The organism is Synechococcus sp. MU1651 (assembly GCF_023630635.1).
Taxonomy (GTDB): Bacteria; Cyanobacteriota; Cyanobacteriia; order PCC-6307; family Cyanobiaceae; genus Parasynechococcus.
Genome location: NZ_JAKUHJ010000012.1, coordinates 38,825 through 63,097 on the forward strand (window position 1 = coordinate 38,825; position 24,273 = coordinate 63,097).

At 62.0% G+C, this 24,273-nt stretch carries 25 protein-coding genes and 1 tRNA gene; 12 read left to right on the plus strand and 14 right to left on the minus strand.

Going from position 1 to position 24,273, the window contains the following annotated elements:
- Window positions 1-13: 13 nt before the first annotated feature.
- Together NCN05_RS09495 and psbH are read right to left on the minus strand one after the other, a co-directional pair.
- A complete protein-coding gene (locus NCN05_RS09495; protein ID WP_115131609.1) occupies window positions 14-244 on the minus strand; it encodes a TatA/E family twin arginine-targeting protein translocase in 231 nt (76 codons plus the stop codon).
- Window positions 245-253: 9 nt separating this feature from the next.
- Window positions 254-454, minus strand: coding sequence for a photosystem II reaction center phosphoprotein PsbH (gene psbH / locus NCN05_RS09500; protein ID WP_006849996.1), 201 nt, complete (start codon window positions 452-454; stop codon window positions 254-256).
- A gap of 84 nt (window positions 455-538) precedes the next feature.
- Between psbH and psbN the strand changes: the two genes are divergently transcribed.
- Window positions 539-679 (plus strand): photosystem II reaction center protein PsbN, encoded by a 141-nt coding sequence (gene psbN / locus NCN05_RS09505; RefSeq protein WP_011363291.1) that lies wholly within the window; start codon window positions 539-541, stop codon window positions 677-679.
- Here psbN and NCN05_RS09510 read toward each other — a convergent pair.
- Window positions 667-3,606 carry an alpha-mannosidase gene (locus NCN05_RS09510; RefSeq protein WP_250397890.1) on the minus strand — a complete coding sequence of 980 codons (2,940 nt, stop codon included), beginning with the start codon at window positions 3,604-3,606 and terminating at the stop codon, window positions 667-669. The genes psbN and NCN05_RS09510 overlap by 13 nt on opposite strands.
- Before the next feature lie 64 nt (window positions 3,607-3,670).
- Here NCN05_RS09510 and NCN05_RS09515 point away from each other — a divergent pair, with 64 nt between their 5' ends.
- Window positions 3,671-3,790, plus strand: coding sequence for a photosystem II reaction center protein I (locus tag NCN05_RS09515; protein WP_006042333.1), 120 nt, complete (start codon window positions 3,671-3,673; stop codon window positions 3,788-3,790).
- A 74-nt stretch (window positions 3,791-3,864) separates the two neighbouring features.
- A complete protein-coding gene (locus NCN05_RS09520) occupies window positions 3,865-6,777 on the plus strand; it encodes a DUF3769 domain-containing protein (RefSeq protein WP_250397891.1) in 2,913 nt (970 codons plus the stop codon).
- Here the strand turns inward: NCN05_RS09520 and NCN05_RS09525 are convergent, their stop codons facing one another.
- The 7 genes from NCN05_RS09525 to NCN05_RS09555 all read right to left on the minus strand — a co-directional run bounded on the left by NCN05_RS09525 (window position 6,778) and on the right by NCN05_RS09555 (window position 13,312).
- Window positions 6,778-7,221 (minus strand): pentapeptide repeat-containing protein, encoded by a 444-nt coding sequence (locus NCN05_RS09525; RefSeq protein WP_250397892.1) that lies wholly within the window; start codon window positions 7,219-7,221, stop codon window positions 6,778-6,780. It abuts the gene before it with no gap.
- A 63-nt stretch (window positions 7,222-7,284) separates the two neighbouring features.
- Window positions 7,285-7,899, minus strand: coding sequence for a 3-isopropylmalate dehydratase small subunit (gene leuD, locus NCN05_RS09530; RefSeq protein WP_250397893.1), 615 nt, complete (start codon window positions 7,897-7,899; stop codon window positions 7,285-7,287).
- Window positions 7,899-9,317 (minus strand): 3-isopropylmalate dehydratase large subunit, encoded by a 1,419-nt coding sequence (gene leuC, locus NCN05_RS09535; RefSeq protein ID WP_250397894.1) that lies wholly within the window; start codon window positions 9,315-9,317, stop codon window positions 7,899-7,901. Before leuC ends, leuD begins: the two co-directional genes overlap by 1 nt.
- A 26-nt stretch (window positions 9,318-9,343) precedes the next feature.
- Entirely contained in the window at window positions 9,344-10,603 is a 1,260-nt protein-coding gene (locus NCN05_RS09540) for a competence/damage-inducible protein A (protein WP_250397907.1), read from the minus strand.
- The gene (locus tag NCN05_RS09545) at window positions 10,596-11,738 is read right to left on the minus strand and encodes a glycosyltransferase family 4 protein (protein WP_250397895.1); all 1,143 of its coding nucleotides are present in this window, start codon (window positions 11,736-11,738) and stop codon (window positions 10,596-10,598) included. Before NCN05_RS09545 ends, NCN05_RS09540 begins: the two co-directional genes overlap by 8 nt.
- A 115-nt stretch (window positions 11,739-11,853) precedes the next feature.
- Complete coding sequence (glyA, locus tag NCN05_RS09550; protein WP_250397896.1) at window positions 11,854-13,143, minus strand: serine hydroxymethyltransferase; 1,290 nt, start codon at window positions 13,141-13,143, stop codon at window positions 11,854-11,856.
- A gap of 95 nt (window positions 13,144-13,238) precedes the next feature.
- Window positions 13,239-13,312, minus strand: a tRNA-Arg gene (locus tag NCN05_RS09555).
- Between the two features lie 88 nt (window positions 13,313-13,400).
- On the opposite strand from NCN05_RS09555, the gene NCN05_RS09560 reads away from it, so the two are divergent.
- Genes NCN05_RS09560 through NCN05_RS09570 form a run of 3 tightly spaced genes read left to right on the plus strand, consistent with a single transcriptional unit; the run spans window position 13,401 to window position 14,270 of the window.
- Window positions 13,401-13,646 (plus strand): hypothetical protein, encoded by a 246-nt coding sequence (locus tag NCN05_RS09560; RefSeq protein ID WP_250397897.1) that lies wholly within the window; start codon window positions 13,401-13,403, stop codon window positions 13,644-13,646.
- A gap of 42 nt (window positions 13,647-13,688) precedes the next feature.
- Window positions 13,689-13,979 (plus strand): DUF3181 family protein, encoded by a 291-nt coding sequence (locus NCN05_RS09565; RefSeq protein WP_250397898.1) that lies wholly within the window; start codon window positions 13,689-13,691, stop codon window positions 13,977-13,979.
- A gap of 27 nt (window positions 13,980-14,006) precedes the next feature.
- A complete protein-coding gene (locus NCN05_RS09570) occupies window positions 14,007-14,270 on the plus strand; it encodes a cytochrome-c oxidase (RefSeq protein ID WP_114988123.1) in 264 nt (87 codons plus the stop codon).
- On the opposite strand, the gene murJ is transcribed toward NCN05_RS09570, so the two are convergent.
- Window positions 14,257-15,864 carry a murein biosynthesis integral membrane protein MurJ gene (murJ, locus tag NCN05_RS09575; protein WP_250397899.1) on the minus strand — a complete coding sequence of 536 codons (1,608 nt, stop codon included), beginning with the start codon at window positions 15,862-15,864 and terminating at the stop codon, window positions 14,257-14,259. The two genes, NCN05_RS09570 and murJ, sit on opposite strands and share 14 nt — an antisense overlap.
- A gap of 67 nt (window positions 15,865-15,931) precedes the next feature.
- Here murJ and sfsA point away from each other — a divergent pair, with 67 nt between their 5' ends.
- The 4 genes from sfsA (at window position 15,932) to NCN05_RS09595 (ending at window position 20,251) form a co-directional block, all read left to right on the plus strand.
- Window positions 15,932-16,696 (plus strand): DNA/RNA nuclease SfsA, encoded by a 765-nt coding sequence (gene sfsA, locus NCN05_RS09580; RefSeq protein WP_250397900.1) that lies wholly within the window; start codon window positions 15,932-15,934, stop codon window positions 16,694-16,696.
- A 102-nt stretch (window positions 16,697-16,798) separates the two neighbouring features.
- Window positions 16,799-18,271, plus strand: a complete 1,473-nt coding sequence (locus NCN05_RS09585) for an ammonium transporter (RefSeq protein ID WP_250397901.1) — start codon at window positions 16,799-16,801, stop codon at window positions 18,269-18,271.
- A 111-nt stretch (window positions 18,272-18,382) separates the two neighbouring features.
- Window positions 18,383-19,582: a 4-hydroxy-3-methylbut-2-enyl diphosphate reductase gene (locus tag NCN05_RS09590; RefSeq protein ID WP_250397902.1), complete on the plus strand. Its 1,200-nt coding sequence runs from the start codon at window positions 18,383-18,385 to the stop codon at window positions 19,580-19,582.
- Between the two features lie 60 nt (window positions 19,583-19,642).
- Window positions 19,643-20,251 (plus strand): DUF1997 domain-containing protein, encoded by a 609-nt coding sequence (locus NCN05_RS09595; protein WP_250397903.1) that lies wholly within the window; start codon window positions 19,643-19,645, stop codon window positions 20,249-20,251.
- Between the two features lie 7 nt (window positions 20,252-20,258).
- On the opposite strand, the gene NCN05_RS09600 is transcribed toward NCN05_RS09595, so the two are convergent.
- Both NCN05_RS09600 and purH read right to left on the minus strand, forming a co-directional pair.
- On the minus strand, window positions 20,259-20,717 hold the full coding sequence (locus NCN05_RS09600) for a DUF4079 domain-containing protein (RefSeq protein ID WP_114988117.1): 459 nt from the start codon (window positions 20,715-20,717) through the stop codon (window positions 20,259-20,261).
- Window positions 20,718-20,771: 54 nt separating this feature from the next.
- On the minus strand, window positions 20,772-22,334 hold the full coding sequence (gene purH / locus NCN05_RS09605; protein ID WP_250397904.1) for a bifunctional phosphoribosylaminoimidazolecarboxamide formyltransferase/IMP cyclohydrolase: 1,563 nt from the start codon (window positions 22,332-22,334) through the stop codon (window positions 20,772-20,774).
- Between the two features lie 56 nt (window positions 22,335-22,390).
- On the opposite strand from purH, the gene NCN05_RS09610 reads away from it, so the two are divergent.
- The gene (locus NCN05_RS09610; RefSeq protein WP_250397905.1) at window positions 22,391-22,963 is read left to right on the plus strand and encodes an alpha/beta hydrolase; all 573 of its coding nucleotides are present in this window, start codon (window positions 22,391-22,393) and stop codon (window positions 22,961-22,963) included.
- Here NCN05_RS09610 and NCN05_RS09615 read toward each other — a convergent pair whose 3' ends face one another.
- The gene (locus NCN05_RS09615; RefSeq protein WP_011363271.1) at window positions 22,964-23,332 is read right to left on the minus strand and encodes a DUF3155 domain-containing protein; all 369 of its coding nucleotides are present in this window, start codon (window positions 23,330-23,332) and stop codon (window positions 22,964-22,966) included. It abuts the gene before it with no gap.
- Between the two features lie 340 nt (window positions 23,333-23,672).
- On the opposite strand from NCN05_RS09615, the gene NCN05_RS09620 reads away from it, so the two are divergent.
- Window positions 23,673-24,273 (plus strand): histidine kinase dimerization/phospho-acceptor domain-containing protein (locus tag NCN05_RS09620; RefSeq protein ID WP_284500569.1); only part of this gene is annotated, 601 nt, incomplete at its 3' end.

Genomic DNA, 24,273 nt, shown 5'->3' on the forward strand with positions numbered 1-24,273 from the left:
CCGCTGGAACGACTCAGTCGCTGGGGGGAAGTTCTTCAACCGGCTTCGCAGCCTCACCGGACACTTCCGGTTCAGCCATGGCTTTGTTGATCTCGCGTTCGAATTCCTTGGACGCGGATTGGAAGCCCTTCAGGGTTTTACCAAGAGTCCGACCAAGCTCAGGCAGGCGTTTCGGCCCGAAAACCAACAAGGCAACGGCGCCGATAACCGCCATTTCGGGGAGACCGACGCCGAAGATGTTCATGGGTGCAGATCAGCCGAGACCGTTCCAGTTCACGTTGATGCCCTCGAGGATGAGGGACTTGTTGTACAGCTGAAGAATCACCAGCAGAAACACCAGGAACAGCACCATGAAGATGCCCATCACAGGAGTGGTGCCCCAGCCGGGAACCACCTTGCCGTACTCGGAGTTCAGTGGGCGGAGAAGGTCTCCCAGACGGGTGCGTTGTGCCATGGCGACGCTGGGTCTCGGGTGGTTTGAAGTCTCGATACTGTAGGGGCCGACTCCGGTTCGGGGTTGATCCTGTCGAGAGATGTGATGGAAACGTCGTCCCCAGCCCTGTCCGTCGCCATTGGCGTACTCGCCGTTTTGTTCGGTCTCACCGGATTTGGCGTGTATCAGGCCTTTGGCCCTCCATCAAAAGCACTCGACGACCCGTTCGACGATCACGAGGACTGATCCACCACCAGGGAGACGAGTTCTCCTGGGGTGATCACCACGGCAGAAGCGGCCATTGAGTCGGCTTCCCTACGAACCCTCCACCCCGCTCCGGGAGTCCAGCGACAGCGCGCTGATCCCGAATTGAGCAGCTTCAGCACGCAACCATCGGCATGGCGTTCCAACGCCACCGGCGTGAGTTGTAGCGGCAGCGATGGGAACCATTGATGCTGCTCCGCCGGCAAGTTCGCACACCACCCGGGCTCACGGAAGGCAATGGCCGCCTGCGACACACCAGCATCGCTCCATGAGCCGGCGAACGGCATGAGGGCCAAGCGCTGGCGATGCCACCCCTGATCAGCGCTGGGATCTGGCCAGGTCGGCCCCCGCAGCAGCGAAATGCCAAGTCGGCCTGAAGACCAATCCACACCCTGGGGGCCATCCAGCAACACAGCCATCCCGCCTCCGGGAGCCGCCGACTGCGAGGCGAACCAGGAGATCACAGGCACTTCCCAACGGGCTTGTTCCCGAGTCGTCATCGGTGCAGCGGGTCGTTCGATCACCCCTCCACTGGTGTCGGCAGCGATGCGGACGGCGGGGGTCGCCAGCGGCAGCTCCAGACGCAGCAACTCATGGGTCTGGCGCCAGTCGATACCGCAGATCAGCTCCAGCCAGGGCGTGTCGGCCTTCAGCCGCAGGTCCAGACGCATGCAACTGGCACCGAGCTGGCGCCGCAGCACCAGATGCGCCACCAGGGGGCCCTGGTCGAGCCACTCCAGGGAATCCGTACGGAGCACGCCCAGGGGCTGAGATCGGTAGTCCGCCGCAAGATCCCAGGCATCCCAGAATTCGCCCCGGTCCCGATAGCGCTCCAACTGCAGGGAAGACGACAACTGGTCTCGTCCATCGCGATCCCGCAAAGCCAGCAGTCCGGCCGCGGAGACATCGAGCTCGATCAGACCATTGCCCACACGCCAAGCTCCTGCCCCCAGCGACGTGATGACCACAGCCTGACGGGGCTCAGCCGCGCAGGACGTCAAGCCTGGTTCACGCCGGAGCGGCACCGAACAAATCCCGTGCTGACGCGGTAGCTGCACCCAGGCACCACCACCGGCAGCGGCTTGCTGCGGCAGTGAAGCGGCGTCCGCTGACCACGATCCCACAGGAAGGCGAACCAGAGGCGACCAGGACGCCAAGGGCTGCAGACCCCACCAACTCCACACCGCTGCTGTGTCCTCCGGACGCGGCAGCCTTTCCAGCCGCCGATCGCGTTCCTGGCGGGCCTGGCGCCGGGCCGAGCGCCAAACCGGTTCCGCCTGGTCAAACACCTCCGGGATCGAGGTTCCCGGAAGGATGTCGTGAAACTGCTGAAACAACAGCGGGCGCCAATCGCTGCTGCCGCTGTCGCGACCTGCGATCGCCAACAGGGCTGAGACTGCATCAGCCTCCCGCAAGAGCCGTTCGAGCGTTCGGTTGTGGCGCTTCTGATCCGGACGGCTGGTGGCGCAACCGCGGTGCAACTCCAGGAAGAGCTCATCCCGCCACACAGGCCAGACCTGATCACCCTGCTCCAGCTCGGCCAAGAATTCCCGCACCGTGCCGGCTCGGGTGGGCAGGGCGGCCGCTTGCCCTTCCCAGAGCTCGATCTGCTCCAGCAACTCCTCGGTGGGACCACCACCGTGATCACCAACGCCTGGAATCCAGAGCGCCGCCTCCAGCCCCGTGGTCTGATGCCAGGCCCTCTGCTCGTCCAGCATCTCCACGGGATCGGCGCGGCGCCCGATCGGCGGCAGCATCAGGCTGTGCAGTTCCGCACGTCCCCGTGCGCGCCAGCGGAACAAACGGTGGGGGAAAGGGTTGTCAGCATTCCAGGCCAGCTTGTGGGTGCAGAACCAGCGCACACCGGTGGCGGCCGCCACGGCAGGCAGACCAGCAGCGAAGCCAAAGCTGTCCGGCAACCAGGCCAGTTCATGGGTCCATTCCGGGAAACGGCGGCGGCTGTCGTCCTGACCGAGAGCGAACTGATTGCACAACGACGCCGTGCTGACCAGCACACAGTCGGTCTCCACCCAGGGGCCATTGATCGGTTCCCAGCGGCCGGCCCGGCTGGCCGCCTGAATCTCCGCAAATAGAGCAGGCCGATGTTGCTCCATCCAGGCATAAAGCGCCGGCGTGGAATGGGCAAAACGCAGCTCGGGCCAGCGGCACATCAGATCCAACGCTGACCGGAAGGTGCGTTCAGCGGCCTGCCAGGTGTCAGCGACCGGCCAAAGCCAAGCGAGATCGAGATGGGCATGACCCAGCCAATGCAACGACCCTCGCGGCGGTTCTGCCTGGTGCAGGTGCGCTGCAACAGCAGCCTGCGCCTCTGCACCGCTGGGATCCAGATCCGCCCAATGCGGTGGCAGGTCTCCGTCCACCGCCAGATGCAGCTCAAGGGACGCAGGCACGAGCGTGCCCTCGGGGTCTAGGCCTGCGGTCTGCGGCTCCAGGTCGAGATGGCTGCTGATCAGAGCTCCATCGTCATGCAGGGGACTGCAGAGTTCCAGCACAAGATCCAGTGCAGCCCCCTGACGACATTGCTGGGGCAGCGGCCAGCGACAGGCGGTATCGAACAGATCCCCCTCATGAACCAGCACGCCATCCACCCAGAGACGCATCTGCTCGGCCCACCAGCTCAGCACCAGCCGGGCATGGCAGGAAGCACGGTTACTCCAACCATCAGGCCAGCTCAGTCGCTGCTCAAGACGCAACCATTGGCGTCCCCTGGGCCAGATCAGCAGACCGCGCTTGGCCCAGTCCGGCCGGTGCGTTGATCCCCAGCTTTCATCAAGAAAAAACCCAGTCTGGGCGGCGCCTGAGCGGCGCCAACCGGCACGCAAATCACGCCGCGAGCGACTGCGAAACGTTTCAATCCACTCCGATCGACCGACTTGATCAGGGTTCATTCCCCTGCTGACGCTGTCATGCCCCATAGGATGATGCCCTTGTCACAGACGCCGGTCGGTCTCCATGCTCGCCCTCAAGATCTCCGTTTACTCGGTCGTCTTCTTCTTCCTCGGCATCTTCGTGTTCGGGTTCCTTGCGAGCGATCCAAGCCGCACCCCTAGCCGCAAAGACCTAGAGGATTGAGGCTGTCTCCTGACCAGACCGCGCCACACACTGGTCTGATCGGAGCATGATCTCTGAAATGAGCTGGCAAGCTCATGGGCCGCAGCAGCATTGCCTTGGCGGCGCTCCGCCTTCTTTTTGCATTGTCAGGAACCCTGATAGCAGGGTCGGTATCAGGGTTGCCCGCAGCGGCCGGTTCGGCTGAATCAACGCCAGAGCAAGCTGCTCCAGCACCCTCGAGCCTGAACGTTCGAGCTGACCGCCAATACACCGACACCAGGTCGAAAGCCAACGTCGCCGAAGGCAACGTCTCAGTTCAGCTCGGGAACGCCGAACTGCAAGCCGATCGGATCGAATTTGATGCGGCCTACCGCACGCTCTACGCACGCGGCGCTGTCCGCTTCAGGCGCGGAAGTCAATATTTTCAAGCGTCCAGCTTCCGCTACAACCTCGTCCAGCAGGAAGGACTGCTCAATGATGTTTACGGGGTCATCGACCTCGAGGAGTCCCTCACCAATCCATTAACCAGCTCTCGAGCAACATCAGCCCCACCGGAGTCACCCACGCTTGCCAGCCGTGAGGACATGCCGACCGTGGCCTGTCCGCCACTGCTTCCTCCGATCCCCGACTGGCATCCCCAGCCCTGGGCAGTGACGGCCTGGGGCGGGCAGATGATTGATGCCGCCTTCGGGGACACCTTCCTGTTCAACGGACGCATGCGTCCGGAAGCTGTGCTGGGCGTCGGCGTGCAGAAACGGATCATGCGCGCTGGTCCACTCGCCGTTGAACTTGAGGCTGACCTTTTCAGCCACATTGCCCAGCAACAAAAGGGCGGCGAATTCAACCAGAGCACGCCCTACGCCGACCTGCCCCCCCAGAACTTCGGAGAAGCGGTGATCGGGATCGGAGCGCGCGTCTGGGTACAGCCTTGGCTGAGCTTCAGCGTTGTTGAAGGCGTCAGTTACAGCACCGATGTCAGCCTCTACGAGAAAACGTTCCGCGAGAATTACACCCAGCTGCTGAACTACCTCGCCTTCGAGGTGGAAGCAGCAGTGTCATCCGACCTGTCACTCGTTGGTCGAATTCACCACCGCTCCGGAGCCTTCGGCACTTATGAAGGTGTCTCCGAAGGAAGCAATGGTTACTTGCTTGGCCTCCGCTACCGCTGGGGACAGGACACACCCAAGCCGGAGAGCGCTGTCATGCCTCCCCTTCCTGAATGTGAAGACCCGGATCGCGGCCAGCGCGTCAAGCCCTCCTCCCTCTCCGAGCGTCTCGACTCGATTGCCCTCGGCGATGGAGGAAGCCCCCAACGCCATCTCATCAGCGATGGCACAACAGAACAACCCACGATTCCGCCAGCCCAGCAGCAAGCCATGCGGAACGAGGCAATCGCTCAGATCGATCAGCGGATTTCCAACGTCACCTATCAAGGCAGCTTCAGCATCGAACGGCGCAGTGGCATCCCCGTTCAAGGTCAAAATTCGGCTGAAACTCGCTTCGGTGCAATCAAGCCTCCTCAACTACAGCGTCCGGCGAGAGTCCAACTTCTCAACGGCACGATCAGTCGCTGGAGAGTTCAGGCCTCGAAGATTCTGATTACGCCGGATGGCTGGGAAGCCGACCGCATGGGATTCAGCAACGACCCCTTCACACCGGCACAAACAAGAATTGATGCAGAGGATGTGGTCGCCAAGGAACAAACCAATGGCGACGTGCTGATCTCGGCGCGGCGCAACCGCCTGATTGTCGAAGAACAATTGCCCATCCCGGTCACCCGTCGACAACTTATTCAGAAGGAGGAGGAAGTAGAGAACCGTTGGGTCTTTGGCATTGACAACAATGATCGCGACGGATTCTTCATTGGTCGCAAGCTCAAGCCGATTGAACTAAGCCGCAATTACACCTTGACCCTGGAGCCACAGCTCCTGGTGCAACGCGCCATCGATGGCCAAACCAACAGCTATCCGGCAACGGGCCAATCGGCTGACAGCGGAAACGTGAGCCGAGCCACCACGATCTCTGACCTGTTCGGCCTTGAAGCTGAACTCAAAGGCCAACTCTGGGGGTGGGACACGACTCTGGAAGCCGACATCAGCACCTTCAACCCTAAGGATTTCGCTAACGGCAGCCGCTACTGGGGCAGCATCAAAAACAACTTCAAGCTGCCATGGATTGGGGACATCACGGCCCGCTTGTTTGGCGCCTATCGCTACCGGACCTGGAATGGCTCCTTAGGAGAAACCGATGTCTACTCCGCCTTGGGCGGTTTCGTTGAGCAGAAGCAGGCCTTCAACTGGGGCAAGTTGAGTAACTCTTACATTTGGCGGATTGGTGTAGGCAATTACCAAGCAGAAAGTTTCACCAACGCAAACCTCACCGAGAGCCTGCGTGCCAACTTCTACGGCTCCATCAACAGCAGCTATCCGATCTGGCGTGGAAGACCTGCACCTCTGACCCCAGAAAAAGCTTATCGCTACTCACCGGGAGCAATCGTTCCTGGGCTCAGGTTCAACACCAATGTCAAAACCCTTTTAGCGGCCTACGGCAACGGCACTCGTCAAAGCACGATCGAGTTATCAGCGGGTCCATCGCTGACCCTGGGAACCTTCAGCAAACCATTCCTGGACTACACCCAGCTTTCGATCAGCGGTGGCGTCACCCTCAAGCAGGGGGCTAGCCCCTTTGCATTCGACCAAGCCATTGACCTTGGCACCCTTGGTGTTGGCATCACCCAGCAGATTGCCGGCCCCTTAGTCCTCAATGCAGGGATCGGCGTCAATGTGGATGCCGCTTCCGAGTACTACGGCGATGTGATCGATTCAAACTTCGAACTGCGCTGGCAAAAGCGCAGTTATGACTTTGGCTTTTACTTCGATCCCTACGAGGGCATCGGCGGCTTTCGCTTCCGGCTGCATGACTTCGACTTCAAAGACACAGGTGTGCCGTTTGTGCCCTACACCCCAACAAACTGGATGAAGACCACCAACGCGAATCGACCCTTCTGATCAATCACCGCCCCCGATGATCAGATCGCTGCCGAACAGTGAAGCTCCGGCATAACGCATGCCGGAGGTCCGCACGTTTGGTGCATAGGCATTGATCACCTGAGCCTCCCGCAGATCGGCATTGCGCAGGTCCACGCCGGACAACTCGGCATTGGTGAGGTTGGCTCCCCGCAGATCAGCACCTTCGAGCAAAGCTCCCGTCAGATCAGCACCTTCAAGATTCGCCTCCCGCAGATCGGCGCCGCGCAGATCGCTGCCCCGAAAATCAGCGCCGATGAGATGGGCCTGACGGAAATCCGCCTGGCGGAGATCACAGCCAGGACAGCTTCGATCCAACGGATCATGGGACTGCACCTGAAGCGGCACGGCACCAACGGGAGCCACACCGGCTACAACCAACAAGGGCACGAACGGCAACAACAACCGCGAGAGCGAATGGGCCATTGAGATCCAACCTCCGAGCGCGACTCCTATCTCCTTGATAGACACAGGAGTCGCGCTTGGCTGTTACTTGGCGGCGAACTGGTTGATGTAGGGAAGTGTTTGCATCAATTCCGCAACCTGGGGCCCATGGTCCAGGAGCTGAGACGTTGCATCCCAACGACCGCTGCGCAGCATGTCCAGAGGACCAGGATCGATCGACACAGGCCAATTGGAGTCGGCTGAAGTCAGTTGCAAACCGGCCAGATCGAGGCTCCAGGAGCATCCCGGATCGCCATCCACCTGGGCCTGAATCGCCTTGATCTGCTCGGGGGCCGCCGTTGCACAGGGAATGCCAAGGGCGAGGCAGTTGCCGTAGAAGATCTCGGCAAAACTGACCCCAACCACCGCACGAATTCCCCAGCGCATCAACGCCTGAGGTGCATGTTCACGGCTGGAACCGCAGCCGAAATTGCCGTTCACCACCAGGATCGAGGCCCCCTGATAACGGGCCTGATCAAAGGGATGGTCACCGGAGAGTTCAAGACGATCGTCGGCAAACACCTGATCACCCAACGCCTCGAAACTGACGCATTTGAGGAACCGCGCCGGAATGATCCGATCCGTGTCGATGTCTTCACCGGGGACGGCGATGGCCGTTCCACTTACCTGTTGAATCGGACCAGTGGGGAAGAGAGCCATCACGATGCGGACGGAGAAATCAAAGTACGGACATCGGTCACACGACCGTTAACAGCAGCGGCCGCCACCATGGCTGGACTCATCAACAACGTCCGGCCACTGGCCGATCCCTGCCGACCCTTGAAATTGCGGTTGCTGGAGCTGGCGCTGATCTGACGCCCCTCCAGCCGATCCGGATTCATCGCCAGACACATCGAGCAGCCGGGCTCTCGCCACTCAAAACCTGCGGCACGGAACACTGCATCCAGCCCTTCCGCTTCAGCAGCTTTCGCCACCTGCTCTGAACCGGGGACCACAAATGCCTTGATGCCTTCAGCCACCTGGCGCCCCCGGGCCACATCGGCAGCGGCACGCAGATCGCTGAGACGACCATTGGTACAGCTGCCGATGAAACAGACATCCACAGGGACCCCGGCGATAGCCGTTCCCGGCTGGAGATCCATGTAGCGGTAGGCCTCCTCAGCAATCGGACGCTCGCCTGGATCCAGCTGATCAAGGCTTGGCACCGTTTCATCGATCCCCAGTCCCTGGCCCGGGGTAATGCCCCAGGTCACCGTGGGTGGAATCGCAGCGGCGTCAAACACCACCTCGTCGTCGACCGTTGCGTTGGCATCCGTGGCCAGGGAGCTCCACCAGGCGACAGCACGGTTCCAGGCCTCACCCTCGGGGGCATGGGGGCGACCTTTCAGATAGTCAAAAGTGACCTGGTCCGGATTGACGTAACCGCATCGGGCGCCCCCCTCGATCGCCATGTTGCAGAGGGTCATCCGCTCTTCCATCGACAACGCCTCGATGGCAGAGCCGGCGAACTCATAGGCGTAGCCAACGCCGCCCTTCACCCCCAGGTGGCGAATCACATGCAGGATCAGGTCCTTCGCCGACACGCCCTCGGCGAGACGGCCATTCACCTGAATCCGGCGCACCTTGAGCTTGTTCATGGCCAGGCTCTGGCTGGCCAACACATCGCGCACCTGACTGGTGCCGATCCCGAAGGCAATCGCCCCGAAGGCGCCGTGCGTGGAGGTGTGGGAATCACCGCAGGCCACCGTCATGCCCGGCTGGGTCAGGCCCAGCTCGGGGGCAATCACATGAACGATGCCCTGCCGTCCACTGCCGATGTTGTTGAGAGGGATGCCGTGCTCCTGGCAGTTCCGCTCCAAGGTGCTGAGCATCTCCTCCGCCAACGGATCGGCGAACGGCCGTTGCTGAGACGTGGTCGGCACGATGTGGTCCACCGTGGCCACCGTGCGCTCAGGACAGCGCACCGTCAGCCCCTTGTCCTTCAACGCCGAGAAGGCCTGAGGACTGGTGACCTCATGGATCAGATGCAGACCGACAAACAGTTGGGTGGATCCGCCGGGGAGCTCCGCCACCCGATGCAGGTCCCACACCTTGTCGTAGAGGGTGCCGGCACTCAACAGTTCAGCCGCAAGAACCGTCGACCCTAAACCTGAGCGAGCAAGCGAAGGCGCAGACGGTCCAAGCCGCGGATCACGCTCATCCTCTGAATGGCCTCCCGACCTCGCCGCTCACCGAAATGCTGCACCCAGGCCTCACAGCCATAGGGACCAGCCAAGGCCAGGTGCACCAAACCCACCGGCTTCTCAGCACTGCCACCGCCAGGGCCGGCGATGCCGCTTACAGCAATCGCCCAATCGCAATTGAGGTTCTCCTGGGCTGCCCGAGCCATCGCCTCGACCACAGGCTGGGAAACAGCACCATGGGCAGCAAGTAAATCCGGCGACACCCCCAGCAATGCCTGTTTCACGGCATTGCTGTAGGCAACGACGCCACCCTGGAAGACCGACGAAGAGCCTGGAACAGCCGTCAGAGCTGCAGCCAATCCACCACCGGTGCAGGACTCCGCCACCGCCAGCGTCTGGTGCCGTTGCTTGAGCAGGTCGATCACCACCGACGCCAGGCTGTCCGCATCGACGCCGTAGCAGTGGTTGCCCGTGCGACGGCGCAGCTCAGCTTCCAGCGGCACCAACAGCTGAGCGGCGGTATCGGCACTGGGCGCACAGGCCGTGAGCCGCAATTTCACATCGCCGAGGGAGGCATAGGGAGCCACCGTTGGGTTGGTCGACGCCAACAAATCAGCAACGCGCTCAGCCAAATCGGATTCACCAATGCCGGTGAAGCGAAGCTGACGGCTCACGAACACACCGGAAGCTCCACCATTGGCTTGTAGCCACGGGGCGGCTGTTTCCGCCCACATCGCCCGCATTTCCGCAGGCACACCCGGGAAGGTGAGGATCGTGAAATCAGGCCGGGGAGACCAGATCATTCCTGGTGCCGACCCCTTTGGATTGGGGAGAACCTCCGCTCCACAGGGCAGATAAGCCTGGCTGCGGTTGCTGGGAGCAACCGGCCGGCCACCGGCCGATAACTTCCGCTGGATCTCCCGCCAGAGCTCGGGCCGCTCCTCCAAGGGAGTGTCGAAAGCAGCGGCCAGGGCCTCAGTGGTGAGGTCATCGGGGGTCGGGCCCAACCCCCCTGTCGTCACCAGAACCCTGCAGCGCTGCGATGCTTCGCGTACGGCAGAGATCAAACGCTCTTTGTTGTCGCCAACAACGGTTTGGCGGTAATGCGGCAGCCCCAGACCCGCCAACTGTTCGGCAATCCATCGAGCATTGCCGTTGAGGATGTCCCCCAACAACAGCTCTGTGCCCACGCACAGGATTTCAACACCCGATTCAGCCACGCGGTTCGCCAAGGGCCGCAGGATCAACAGGGGGGGAACAGGGGTTGGTGTTCAACAGAGCCCGCTCATGCTGCAGCTGGCGACGGCTGATCACCACCGTGGCCACAAGAATGGCTGTGGCCAAGGCCAGCCAGAGGAAGCGCATCTCAGCATTGGCCACCACAAGGGCCAGGGCAGCAAGCCACTGGGTGAAGACGTAGATCAACAGCACCGTGCGCCGATGACTGAACCCCGCGCGTAACAGGCGGTGATGGAGGTGACGCCGATCGGGATAGAAGGGGGAACGGCCTTCCCGCAGACGGCCCATGATCACTGCCGACATGTCAGCCAGAGGCAGCGAGAGAATCAGCAACGGCAACAGCAGGCTCACCGTCGTGAGCCCCTTGGCGGGTCCCACGATGCTCACGGCAGCGAGGGTGAAACCAAGGAAATAAGACCCCCCATCCCCCATGAAGATGCGGGCGGGGTTGAAGTTGTGCCTTAGGAAGCCGAGGCAGCAGCCCGCCAGCGCTGCGGCAAGGAATCCAGCGGCCACCTGATGCAGCGAAAAGCTGACGGAAACAAGCCCAACAGCGGCAATGCCAGCAACTCCCGCAGCAAGACCATCAAGGCCATCCAGCCAGTTGATGGCATTGGTGATCCCCACCAGCCAAACCACAGTGGCCAGGAGGCTGAGGCTGTCGGACAGAGCAATCGGACCGGCTGAAGCGGTGAACCAGGGGAGATCGATTGCCCCGATCCGAACGCCCTGGCTCCACACCGCACAAGCCACGGCAACCTGTCCAGCCAGTCGCGGCCAGGGCGAGAGAGCGAAGAGGTCGTCGGCCAGGCCGATCAGAAAAAAACAAAGCGAACCGGCCAGGGTGCCCCAGATCAGCTGATCCTTGGCCGGCGCCAGCAGGCCGAAGCCCCCCATGAACCAGACCGTCGCCAAAGCCAGGGCAAAACCCAGCACCATGGCAATGCCCCCCAGCCTCACCATGGGGGTGACATGCTGCTTGCGCTCATCCGGTTGATCAGTCCACCCGAAGCGAAGCCCCAGCCGGCGCACTTGGGGCACCAGCACCATGGTGGTCACCGCAGCCAGAAGAAAGCTGACCGAGGCGACCGCAATAGGGCTGGCCAAGAGGTTCACGCAGGCTCCAGGAAAGAGACGATCCCCCGGTCGGAAGGAGTCACCCCAATCCTAGGGAGCTCGCAACCGTTCAACCAGGCAGTGCCTCGGCCCATTCGAGAGCCAAGGCCAAGCCTCAGGCCAGAACCGGCTGCTTGCTGTCGGCGTAGAGGGGAAAGCGCTCACAGAGGGCGGCCACCCGATCGAGGCAACGCTGGCGAATCGCATCATCCTCAGGATTGAGAAGACGATCAGCAATCACATCTGCGACCTCCCTGAAGGCCTGCGCGTCAAAACCACGGGTGGTGAGGGCAGCTGTTCCCAGTCGCAGGCCGCTGGTAACGAAGGGCGATTCGGGGTCGAAGGGAACGGTGTTCTTGTTCGCAGTGATGTGCACATCACTGACCAACAGATCAGCCACCTTTCCGGTCATGCCGATGCCACGCAGATCCAACAGCACCACATGGTTGTCGGTGCCGCCGCTGACGACATCGATGCCGCGGGCAATCAGCTGTTCAGCGAGGGCTGCCGCATTGGCAACCACCTGCTGGCTGTAGGCCTTGAACGAAGGCTGCAACGCTTCACCGAAGGCCACAGCCTTGGCAGCGATCACGTGCTCCAGAGGGCCGCCCTGGCTGCCAGGGAACACGGCTTTATCGAACTTCTTGGCGAACTCAGCGTCACGACAGAGGATCAGGCCGCCGCGGGGGCCGCGCAGGGTCTTGTGGGTGGTGGTGGTCACCACATCGCAATGGGGCACCGGGCTGGGATGCACACCAGCGGCCACGAGGCCGGCGATGTGGGCCATATCGGCCAGCAGATAGGCACCCACTTCATCAGCGATGGCGCGGAAGGCGGCGAAGTCGATGGTGCGTGGATACGCGGAATAGCCGCAAACAATCAGCTTCGGCTTGTGCTCCAACGCCAGCTGGCGGATCGCCTCCATATCAAGGCGTTGGGTCTCCTTATCGACGCCGTACTGAACAACGTTGAACCACTTGCCGCTGACGTTGACCGGGGAACCATGGGTGAGGTGACCGCCATGGGACAGGTCCAGCCCCATGATCGTGTCGCCGGGCTGCAGCAGGGCCAGGAAGACGGCGAAGTTGGCCTGGGCACCGCTGTGGGGCTGGACATTGGCCCAGGCGGCACCAAACAACTGCTTGGCCCGCTCGATGGCTAGTTCCTCGATGGCATCAACGTGCTCACAACCGCCGTAATAGCGCTTACTCGGCAGCCCCTCGGCGTACTTGTTGGTGAGCACGGAACCCTGGGCCTGCATCACCGCACGGGAGGCAAAGTTCTCCGATGCGATCAGTTCCAGGTGGGTTTCCTGGCGCTGCCGTTCTTGATTGATGAACGCGGCGATATCCGGATCCGACTGAGCCAGATCAGCGTCGATGGCGCGTCCAGAAATCTGGCCCATGAAATGTCATTAAAGCTTTGACCAATCGTAAGAAACCGCAGCGATCAGCCCGAGCGATCAACCAAAAAAAAACTGCCCACCTGGGGCAGTTGAAACGCGCCTGGAGAGATTCGAACTCCCGACCCTCTGATCCGTAGTCAGATGCTCTAATCCGCTGAGCTACAAGCGCTTGCGCCAAACCATCAGACCCCATCGAGGGTCCGCTCGTCAACTGGGTGCGGGCCGCGTCAAGATTCAAGTGTTTCTGAGCCTGAGCAATGCCGATCCGCTGGTATGGCCCCGCTAACCCTGAGGATCCGACCTACCGGCATTTCGAACGAATCGTGAACCTGTGCCTGCATGGCGGCGTGTTCGCGGCGGTGAACAGCGGAGGCTGGTTTCTGCAGGAGATGCGCCACCCCTTTCCCGAAGGAAGCCTGACCTGGGTCACCAGCCTCTGGGCAACTCTGTGGCTGGGCCAATTGATCTGGGTGATTCTTCAGCGCCCCAAGCCGGAGGAATAAAGCCAGCATGGATGCAATCCCCACCTCGATCCTTCCGGGCTGATGTCCCTCTCCGCCAGCGACCTGCAGGACCTTCAGAGTGCTTTGGCTGACCGCCTCTACGTGCAGATCAGCGGCTGGCATCTTTACCTCGGCGATGCCGACCTGGCCTCAGCCCTGGCGATCGAATGCAGTGCCCGCGTCAATCAAGGTGCTCAGGTAGCGGCCCGGCAGGCCCTCGACGCCGTCAAGGTGCCTCTGGCAGGAGGCGCCAGTCAGCTCCCGCTCTCCAAGCTGATCCCCCCCGCCCAGCTGAGGGATCTTGAAGAGATCCTCGAGCCGTACTGCGGATAAGGTTGCAGTCCATCCGCAGCGGTTGGTGTGCTGATCATTGAAGTCACCAACTCCAGAGATCTGGTGCGCCAACGCATCGGCCGCCTTGGTGAACGGCTGATCGGTCGGGTCGTGGATGCGGAGGCTCAGGTTGAGAAAGCCCTGATTCAGGAACTGGAAACCGCCTTTAAAGAGTTCGGCATCGAGGCCCGAATTGTTTCCGTTCAGGGCCCGCAACTCGTGGGTCGCGAGCAGCTGGAACTTCCCATTCAGGTGCGTGAAGAGCTCGATGTTCGTCTCAGCGAGCCCTGAAACGGCCCACCACCAACTGCGTGACCTCACGCACCTCCGGCACCTGAAGTTGCGCACCGATTAAGGCAAACAAGGCCAAACCCAGCAGGCCAGGGGCAGACACCTGCAGCACTAGGCCCAGCAACCCTGCCGGCCAGGGCACAACGGTCACCAGGATCCCCGCGCCCCCCGCTGCCAGAACTCCTGCGATGGCGAGCCGCAGCAGGTCCATCCCCCAGCGCCGCAGCGGCAGGCCTCCAACCTGTTGCTGCAGGCCCAGCAACAGGGCGAGGCAGGTGATCAGATTGATGGCAACCGTGGCGAGCACCAACCCGGGCGCACCGAAATTGAACGGCGACTGATTCCCCCAAGGGGTCGGACCACCCACCAGCAGCCAGTCAAAAACCACGTTCAGACCAATCCCCGCCAGCGAGAGCCGAAAAGGCGTTGTTCCATCGCCAAGGGCATAGAAGACGCGCACCAGCACATCCCGGCCGAGATAAGCCGGCATGCCCAGGCCATAGGCCATCAACAGGCCCGTCACCAGCTGTGCGGCTGATGCATCGAAGGCACCACGCTCGTACACCAGGGCGACGATGGGGCCACCCAACGCAATGAACAGTCCCCCCAGGGGGATCATTGATGCCGCAGACAGCATCAACCCCTGGCGGATCCGATCGATCAGCTGCGGACGATCCTGCGGAGCCGTGAGCCTGGAAAAAGTGGGCAGCAAGGGCACCAGCAGTGCATTCGAGATCAGGCCCAGGGGGGTTTGCACCAGCAAATTGGCGTACCCCAGACCCGCCGCCGCACCGACGATGCCCGAGGCGAAAAACAGATCCGTGAACACATTGATCTGAAGCATTCCAGACGACAACGTTGCCGGCCCCATCACACGCCACACCTCCCGCACTCCCGGGTGCCGCCAGTCCCAGACCAGTTGGAAACGGGCCAACCCCTGCCGGATCAACGCCGGCAGCTGGATCAACCACTGCAGCAAGGCGCCCACCAACGTGGCCCAGGCCAGCACCACACCACCTGTCATGGCGGCGGATGGCAAGGCGATGTCAGCACCGAGCTGCCACCAGAGCAGTCCCACCCCCAGGATCAAGGCCCCGCTGGACATCAGCGGTGAAATCGCAGGGATCCAGAATTCGTCGGCGGCGTTGAGGGACCCGAAGCCGAGCCCGATCAGCCCGGCCAGCAGCGCCATCGGCGCCATCACCTGCAGCTGGACCCGTGCGATGGCGTGAAGCTCGGGGGCAAGGCCAGGCCCCACAAGGGTGATCAGGGGATCCGCCGCCAGCACCAGAACGATGGTGACCAGGAGCAACAGAGCACTGACGCTGGTATTGAGCGCCGCAAGGATGTGCGCCCCTTCAGCCCGGGGGCGCCGGCTCAGCACGCTCACCATGGCGCTGTGGAAGGGACCATTGATCCCCCCGAGCAGGATCAGCAGAAATCCAGGCAGCACATAGGCGTAGTTGTAAGCGTCATAGGCAGCGCCCACCCCGAAGGCCGCTGCAATCACCAGCTGCCGAATCAGGCCACCCACCTTGCTCAGCAGGGTTCCGAGGGTCACCAGCAGTGCAATCCCCTTCAGTGAACGCGCCATTCGCCCCCAGCATTGGGCGCATTGTGGAGGCACCACACGAGACCATGGGCCAATCTCGGCTGCTGCCATGACTGGCCTTCCCTCTCCGGGCGATGCCCTGCTGCGCTTTGAACCCCTAACGGAGGGCGTGCTGCTGAAGCGCTACAAACGCTTCCTGGCCGATGTGGAGCTGAGCAGCGGCGAGACCGTCATCGCCCACTGCGCCAACACCGGCCCGATGACCGGAGTCTTGATCCCTGGCCAACGGGTGCGTCTGCGCTACGCCCCCTCCCCCAAACGCAAGCTGGCCTGGACCTGGGAGCAAGCCGAAGTGCCTGGCGCCGATGGCCAACCTTGCTGGGTGGGCATCAACACGGCCCTACCCAACCGACTGATTCGCGCCACGGTCGAAGCGGGGTGCCTGGAGGCCCAGCTCGGCGGCATTGCGGGGATCCGCGCTGAGGTGGCCTATGGCACCAACAAGCGCAGCCGAATCGACCTCCTGCTGACGCCATCCGCGCAGAACCCCGATCAAAGACCGATCTACCTGGAGGTGAAGAACACCACCTGGACTGACGGCAGCACGGCCCTTTTCCCCGACACGGTGACTGAACGGGGGCAAAAGCATCTGATTGAGCTGATGGGAGTCCTTCCGGAGGCGCGTGCGGTGCTTGTGCCCTGCCTCAGCCGCCCGGATGTGAAGGCATTTGCTCCCGGTGATAGCGCCGATCCGCGCTATGGAGAGCTGTTTCGCCAAGCCACCAACAGCGGCGTGGAAGTTCTACCTTGCTGTTTCAGCTACACCGCCGATGCGGTGCACTGGCAGGGGACACGTCTAGTCCACTTAGATTGATTTTGGTAGCAGATCGAACATAGAAAGACGAGACAGACGTGCAGCGTGGGCTGGTTCGCCTAGTTACAACTGGGCGTGTCACGCAGCTCTGCACCCTCGTTCATGACAACTGCATTCCACGCGCCACCGCAAAGGCGGCGCAAAACCCTGCAGGAGGCCAGCCTCCTGGAAGGCCCGATGCTGCTCCTGAAGAGCATCCGAGGCTTCAGCTCCAACCGCGCCATGACCTGGCTCGCCTGTGCGCCCCTAGCGCTCATGGGCCTTGGCATCTTCACGCTGTCGGCCAAAGCCGAAGAGCTTCCTGAGCTCTCCGCCGCTTTCCTGGCCAACAACCTCTGGCTTCTGGTCGCCACCATCCTGGTGATCTTCATGAATGCCGGCTTCGCCATGGTCGAAGCAGGCATGTGCCGGCAAAAGAATGCCGTCAATATCCTCTCCAAGAACCTGTTTGTGTTCGCCCTCGCGGTGACCGCCTACTGGTTCGTGGGCTACTCCTTGATGTACGGCGACTCCGTCATCGACGGCTGGCTGTATTTCGGGGGCCTCTTCTTCGACCCGACCGTCACCGCTGAGACCATCAGCGATGCAGGCCTGGTTCCCACAGTTGATTTCCTGTTCCAGGCGGCCTTCGCCGGAACCGCCGCCACGATCGTTTCCGGTCTCGTGGCTGAGCGGATCAAGTTCGGCGAATTCGTGATCTTTGCCCTGGTCCTCACCGCCTTCATCTATCCAGTTGCTGGCAGCTGGGAATGGAACGGTGGCTGGCTCAACAGTGTTGGCAGCGCCGAATTCATCGACTTTGCTGGTTCCTCGATCGTGCACTCCGTTGGCGCCTGGGCCGGCCTCGTCGGCGCCATGCTGCTCGGACCCCGCATCGGCAAGTACGTCGACGGCAAGGTTCAGGCCATACCTGGCCACAACATGTCCATCGCCACCCTTGGCGCCCTGATCCTCTGGATCGGCTGGTACGGCTTCAACCCCGGTTCCCAGCTGGCCATGGACCAGTGGGTCCCCTACGTTGCCGTCACCACCACCCTCGGTGCTGCCGGTGGTGCCATCGGCGCCACGGTGATCTCCACGATCACCTCCAAAAAGCCTGACCTCACCATGATCATCAACGGCATCCTGGCCGGCCTGGTGAGCGTGACTGCCGGTTGCGGCAACCTCACCCTGACGGGTTCCTGGGTGGCTGGTCTGGTGGGCGGCATCATCGTCGTCTTCTCCGTTGCCGCTCTAGATGCCGCAGGCATTGACGACCCCGTCGGCGCTTTCTCAGTGCACGGTGTGTGCGGCGTGTGGGGCACGATCGTGATCGGTCTCTGGGGCTACGACGTCCAGGGTGACGGCTCCGGCCTCGGCCTTCTGGTCGGCGGCGGCATCGACCAGCTCGGCATCCAGGCTCTGGGTGCTGCTGCCTATGCCATCTGGACCGTGGTCACCTGCTTCATCGCCTGGCAGATCATCGGATCCCTCTTCGGCGGCATCCGCGTCACCGAACAGGAAGAGTCCGAAGGTCTGGACATCGGCGAACACGGCATGGAGGCCTACGCCGGTTTCTCCACCACCAACAACTGATTCCGCGTCGGATCTGTTGCTGTTCTCAAGCCCGGCCAAATGGCCGGGCTTTTTTTACGGCCTGAAGCAGCGCTTCAGGCCACATAGAGTTGCCCCACTCCAGCGCCCTCCATGGACACCCACGCCTTCAAGCGCTCCCTCCACCATTCCGAGCGTTACAACCGGCGAGGCTTCGGGCGCGCCGAGGAAGTGGCGGAGAGCCTTGAGCAGGCCTACCAGAGTGGCCTGATCGGCACGATCCGGGACAACGGCTACCGACTGGAACACGGCCGGCTCAGCGTCCGGTTGGCGGAAGCCTTCGGCTTCTGCTGGGGTGTTGAACGGGCTGTGGCGATGGCCTACGAGACCCGCAAGCACTACCCCAGCGAGCGTCTCTGGATTACGAACGAGATCATTCACAACCCTTCCGTGAATGATCACCTCAGGGAAATGGATGTGCAGTTCATCCCTGTCGAACAGGGAGTGAAGGACTTCTCAGGTGTCACCTCCGGTGATGTGGTGATCCTGCCGGCCTTTGGTGCCACCGTTCAGGAAATGCAGCTGCTGAACGAACGGGGCTGCCACATCGTTGACACGACCTGTCCCTGGGTCTCCAAGGTTTGGAACACCGTGGAGAAACACAAGAAGCACACCTTCACCTCGATCATTCACGGCAAGGTGAAGCACGAGGAGACACTGGCCACAAGCTCATTTGCCGGCACCTATCTGGTGGTGCTCGATCTGGAGGAAGCCCAGTACGTCGCGGATTACATCCTCGGCAACGGGGACCGAGAGGACTTCATTCAACGGTTTGCCAAAGCCTGCTCTCCAGGGTTCGATCCAGATCGGGACCTCGAACGTCTGGGCGTGGCCAACCAGACCACGATGCTGAAGAGCGAAACGGAAGAGATCGGACGCTTGTTCGAACGCACGATGTTGAGCAAATACGGTCCCACCCAACTCAACGACCACTTCCTGGCCTTCAACACCATTTGCGACGCCACCCAGGAGCGTCAGGACGCCATGTTCTCCCTGGTGGATGAACCTCTGGACCTGATGGTGGTGATCGGTGGTTTCAACTCCTCCAACACCACCCACCTGCAGGAGATTGCCGTCAGCCGTGGGATTCGCTCGTTCCACATCGACACGCCCGAGCGCATCGACGTCGGCACCAATTCGATCGAGCACAAACCACTGGCAGCCGACCTCTGTCGTGAGGGCGATTTCCTGCCTGAAGGCCCCGTGCGGGTGGGAATCACCTCCGGTGCCTCAACCCCGGATCGGGCGGTGGAAGAAGTGATCGAAAAACTGATGCAATTGAGCGAAAACTGAAGCGCAGAGAGCTTTACATTGGTTCATCTTTAATCGCCCTTCGCCGGCAGCTCCCCATCCGTGACGGTCTTGTCGCCCACTGAAACCGACAATCAGCTTCACGGTGCCGACCCTCAGGTGCGCTGCTACAGCAGCCACTTCGAAGATTCGATGCAGATGCTGGCGCCCCAAGCGGTGGTGGCTCGCCACCTGGATGACCATCAGAGCTGGTTTGAACGTTGTGCCAGCCCGATGCAGGTCGAGGCAATCGATCGGCAGTCCTACAGCCTGACCCTGGGGCGGTTCGGCAACTTCGGCTTCGAGGTGGAGCCCACGATCGCTCTGCGACTGCTGCCACAGCAGGAAGGGATCTACCGCATCGAAACCGTTCGAACCGTGCCGCAGTCGCTCGCCCTGCGCCATCACTACGACGTCGACTTCCGCGCGGGGATGCGCCTGATCCCCGAGCAGGAGCACACCTCCGTCCAATGGGACCTCGATCTCAAGGTCTGGATCCGTCTGCCCAAGGTGATCACCATGCTCCCGGATCAGTTGGTCCAGAGCAGTGGTGATCATCTGCTCAAGCAGATTGTCCGTCAGATCTCACGACGGCTCACCTGGAAGGTCCAGGAAGATTTCCACGCCGCCCATGGCCTGAGCTGCCCACCGCGTCAGCGGGCAGCCTTCTGAAGCATCTTCAGCGGTTGGTCCAGATCTTGTTGACGATCTCCATGCCGCTGACGGCCTGCCAGAGGAACAACGTGAGCATGCCCATGTTCAGGCCCACATGAGCCTTGCGCGCAATCACATTGCCCCGCTGCATCAGGGGTGAGAGCGATGCGGCAACGGCGATCATCCCGGTCATGGCAAGACCCACCAGCAGGTGCGGACCGACAAACAACTTGCCGTTGTTCAGATAGGTGACCGCCATTCCACCCAGGGTCCCGAGGGTCATCACGGCCAGCAGGATGCTGCCCCAGAGGTAGTGGCGCTGGGCGAACTTTTTCGGCACCAGTTCCTTGCGCTGTTCTGGGGTACCGGTGCGCGTTTTCTTGGCCTTGATCCCCAGGTAGAGAGCCCAACCACCAACGGCGAGCAGGCCCCACTCCGCTAGGGGGTGAGCGAAATTGAGGCTGAAGGGGAGGGTGGCGAGCATTGAAGGAGACTCTTCAGTGCCGCGAGGCTAGGGGGCCGGCGGCCCCCACCAGCGTCAATGCAGGAAATGGCGGCGCCCCGTGAGCTGCATCGCCAGGCCGAGCTCATCGCAGGCTTTGATCGAATCGGCATCGCGCATGCTCCCACCGGGATGAATCACGGCGGTGATGCCGTGGCTGGCAGCCAGACGCACCGTGTCGTCAAACGGGAAGAAACCATCACTGGCCAGAACAGCCCCCTTGGCTTTCTCACCCGCAGCCTCCAGGGCAATCCGCGCTGAGCCCACGCGATTCATCTGACCAGCACCCACGCCGAGGCTCTGGCCATCCTTGGCCACAACGATGGCGTTGGAGCGAACGTGACGCACCAATCGCCAGGCAAATTCCAGGTCCTGCTTTTCCTGCGGTGTGGGCGGACGCTGGCTGGCCACGGTCCAGTCGGCCGGGGTGATCGCCTGGTCATCGAGGTCCTGAACCAGGAGACCACCCAGGATGCTGCGCACGTGATCGGGGCCGGCCAGGTCAATGGCCTGCGGAGCAAGTTCCAACAGGCGCAGATTGGCTTTGGCCGCCAGCACCTCCCGTGCCTCGGGCGTGAAGCCCGCTGCCACGACGCATTCCAGAAACAGGCTGGTGAGCTCACGGGCCGCCGTGGCTTCCACCACACCATTGATGGCGATGATGCCGCCGAAGGCACTCACCCGATCGGCATCCAGGGCCCGCGTCAGTGCAGCAGGAATCGAAGCTCCGATCGCCACACCGCAGGGGTTGGTGTGCTTGACGACCACGGCCGCAGGCTGCAACGCCGGTGCGGAACCGTCGGCTCCGTAGCCGAACTCCCGCACCGTGGCGAGGGCCGCCTCCAGATCCAACAGGTTGTTGGTGCTCAGCTCCTTGCCTTGCAGCTGAATGGCCCCGCCCCAACCCTGTTTGGGATGGCTGAACCAACGCGCTTTCTGGTGGGGATTTTCGCCGTACCGAAGGGTCTGCCGCAGCGGCACCGCCTCCAGCCAGGGGCTGTCTTCTGCGGCGGTTTGGTCGGCCATCCAGCGGCTGATCGCCGTGTCGTATGACGCCGTGTGCTGAAACGCTTCCAGGGCCAGTTGGCGCCTCAGCTCTGAAGGCACGCTCCAGCCCGACTCCGCCATGGCGGTCAACAGACGGTCATATTGGTCAGGGCTGGTGAGAACAGCCACATCAGCATGGTTTTTGGCGGCCGCCCGAACCATGGCAGGGCCACCGATATCGATGTTCTCGATCGCCTGATCCCAGGTGACGTCAGGCCGAGCAATCGTCTCGCGGAAGGGATAGAGGTTGACCACCACCACATCGATAGGGGCGATGTTCTGCTGCCCAAGATCGGCCTGATGGGACGCGTCACCCCGCTTGGCCAAAATCCCGCCATGCACCCTTGGATGGAGCGTTTTCACACGACCGCCAAGAATTTCTGGAGCCCCGGTGTGCTCCGACACACGGGTCACCGGAAGGCCGGCCTGCTCGAGCACCTTGGCCGTGCCCCCACTGGAGAGCAGCTGATAGCCATGGGTCCGATGCAGGGCCTCGGCCAGGGGCACCAGCCCGGACTTATCGGAAACACTCAGCAGAGCGACAGGAGCCATCGAAGGGTCGTGACTGGGTCGTGAGCCAACCTACGCAGCAGTGATGCTCATGCCCCATGGATGGCCGGCTGGTGCTGCTCCACGGCTGGGGAGCCAACGGAGAGGATCTCAAACCCCTGGGCGATCGCCTGGCGCGAGAGTGTTCCAAGACCCTTGATGTGGTGTGCCTGGAGGCTCCTGAGCTCCATCCCGACCAACCGGGTGGGCGTCAGTGGTATGGCCTGTTCCCAGCCCAATGGGATGCCGTGCCCGCGGCCGTTGAGTGCCTCAAGGCTCAACTTCAGAGCCTGAGCAGCCCAGGCCTTGGACTCGAACGAACGGTGGTGTTCGGCTTTTCCCAGGGGGGAGCCATGGCCCTGGAGGGCGGCTGCGCCCTGCCCATTGCAGGGCTGGTCAGCTGCAGCGGCTATCCACACCCCAACTGGGCTCCGCCCCAGCAACACCCCCCTGTGTTGCTGATGCATGGTTCAGACGATCCCGTGGTGCCGTTCCAGGCCATGCAGTCGATCGCTGCGCAGTTGCAGCCCGATCAATGTCAGACAGTTCCATTCGAAAACGGCCACACCATCCCTGATGAGACGGTGCAGCCGATCCTGACGTTTATCGAACGTGTTCTGGAGAACGCCTGATCAAACGAACGCGTATTCGTACTCCTCCATTTCCTCCCAATCATCAGCGCCAAGCTCGAGCCCCTCGAAGAGCTTGTCTTCACCAATGGAATCAACAATCGTGCGCAATGAGGGGAAGAGGAAATGGTTCTCTTCGGCGTATTGGGCGCTGAACAGACCTTTCTCACCCCAGAAGAAGCGGTCGGTGGTGTGCTCATTGCGGCGCACATTCAGCAACGCCGGAGGCACCAGTCCACCCTCAGCGATGTAACGACGAGCGGCCGTCACGGGCTTGTACTCACCGGTTTCGAGGTGATGGGTTGGCACATGGGCCAGGACCCGCTGACCTGCCAGGCGACGACGGCTAATGCGCTTGCGCTTCTTGGACATGGAAGGGCTCCGGTACGAAAGGAAGAACGGGGTGGATCGTCAGAACAAACAGGTGCTGTCGGCGCGAAAACGCCAGACGCAAGGGAAGCGTCGGGGCAATTGCAGACACACCACAATCACCGGCAGGACACCAACACCCAAGCGGGAACCAGCGGAGGACACTGCAACCTCTGCTGTAGCTTTGGCTGCGAAGCAATTGCAACCTTTGTGAGAGCTGGCGGACGTCTGTTCACGGTGAACAGCGCCTCGGTCGATAAGAGGATCTTAAGACTTTTCCCAGATTTTTCAAGCCCCCCTGGCGCAGGCTTGCCCAAGCACCTGAATTGATCGTCCGGAACTGATGCAGCTCACCGATCGATTCTTCGATTTCACCGATCAACAGCTGGCTGATCTAACCGCCAAAGAGGGCATCCAACATCTGGGGCTGTACGTCAGTGCGCCACCCAATCAGCAAGGCCCGCCACTGCTGCTGATCCGGCAATGGTCAGCCAATGAACGATCGCTTCCCCCTGCCGACGCAGACCCGAACCTGCGCCTGCCGCACGAGAGTCGGCGCTGGTACCCCCTCCAGGATGCCGGTCTGATCCTGGGAGCCCTGCGCGCGGACCTGGATCCGCAGCGGAGCTGGACGCTGACCCTGGACCAACGGATGCGGCGCAGTGCCGCCGCCATCAGCCACGCACTGGGGCGTGACCTGGAATGCCTGCAACTTCGCCAGGAACTCAGCCAACAAAACGAGCAGCTGCGCACCCTCGTGCATCAGCTGCGCAATCCACTGGCTGCCCTGCGCACCTACGCCCAACTGCTGCTGCGGCGGCTCGAAGCCGACAGCTCCCACCGTCCACTCGTGGAGGGAATGCTCTCGGAACAACGCCAACTCGGCCAGTACATCGACGTGCTCGATGGCCTCGGGCAACAACGTCTCCCCGAACAGGACCCCC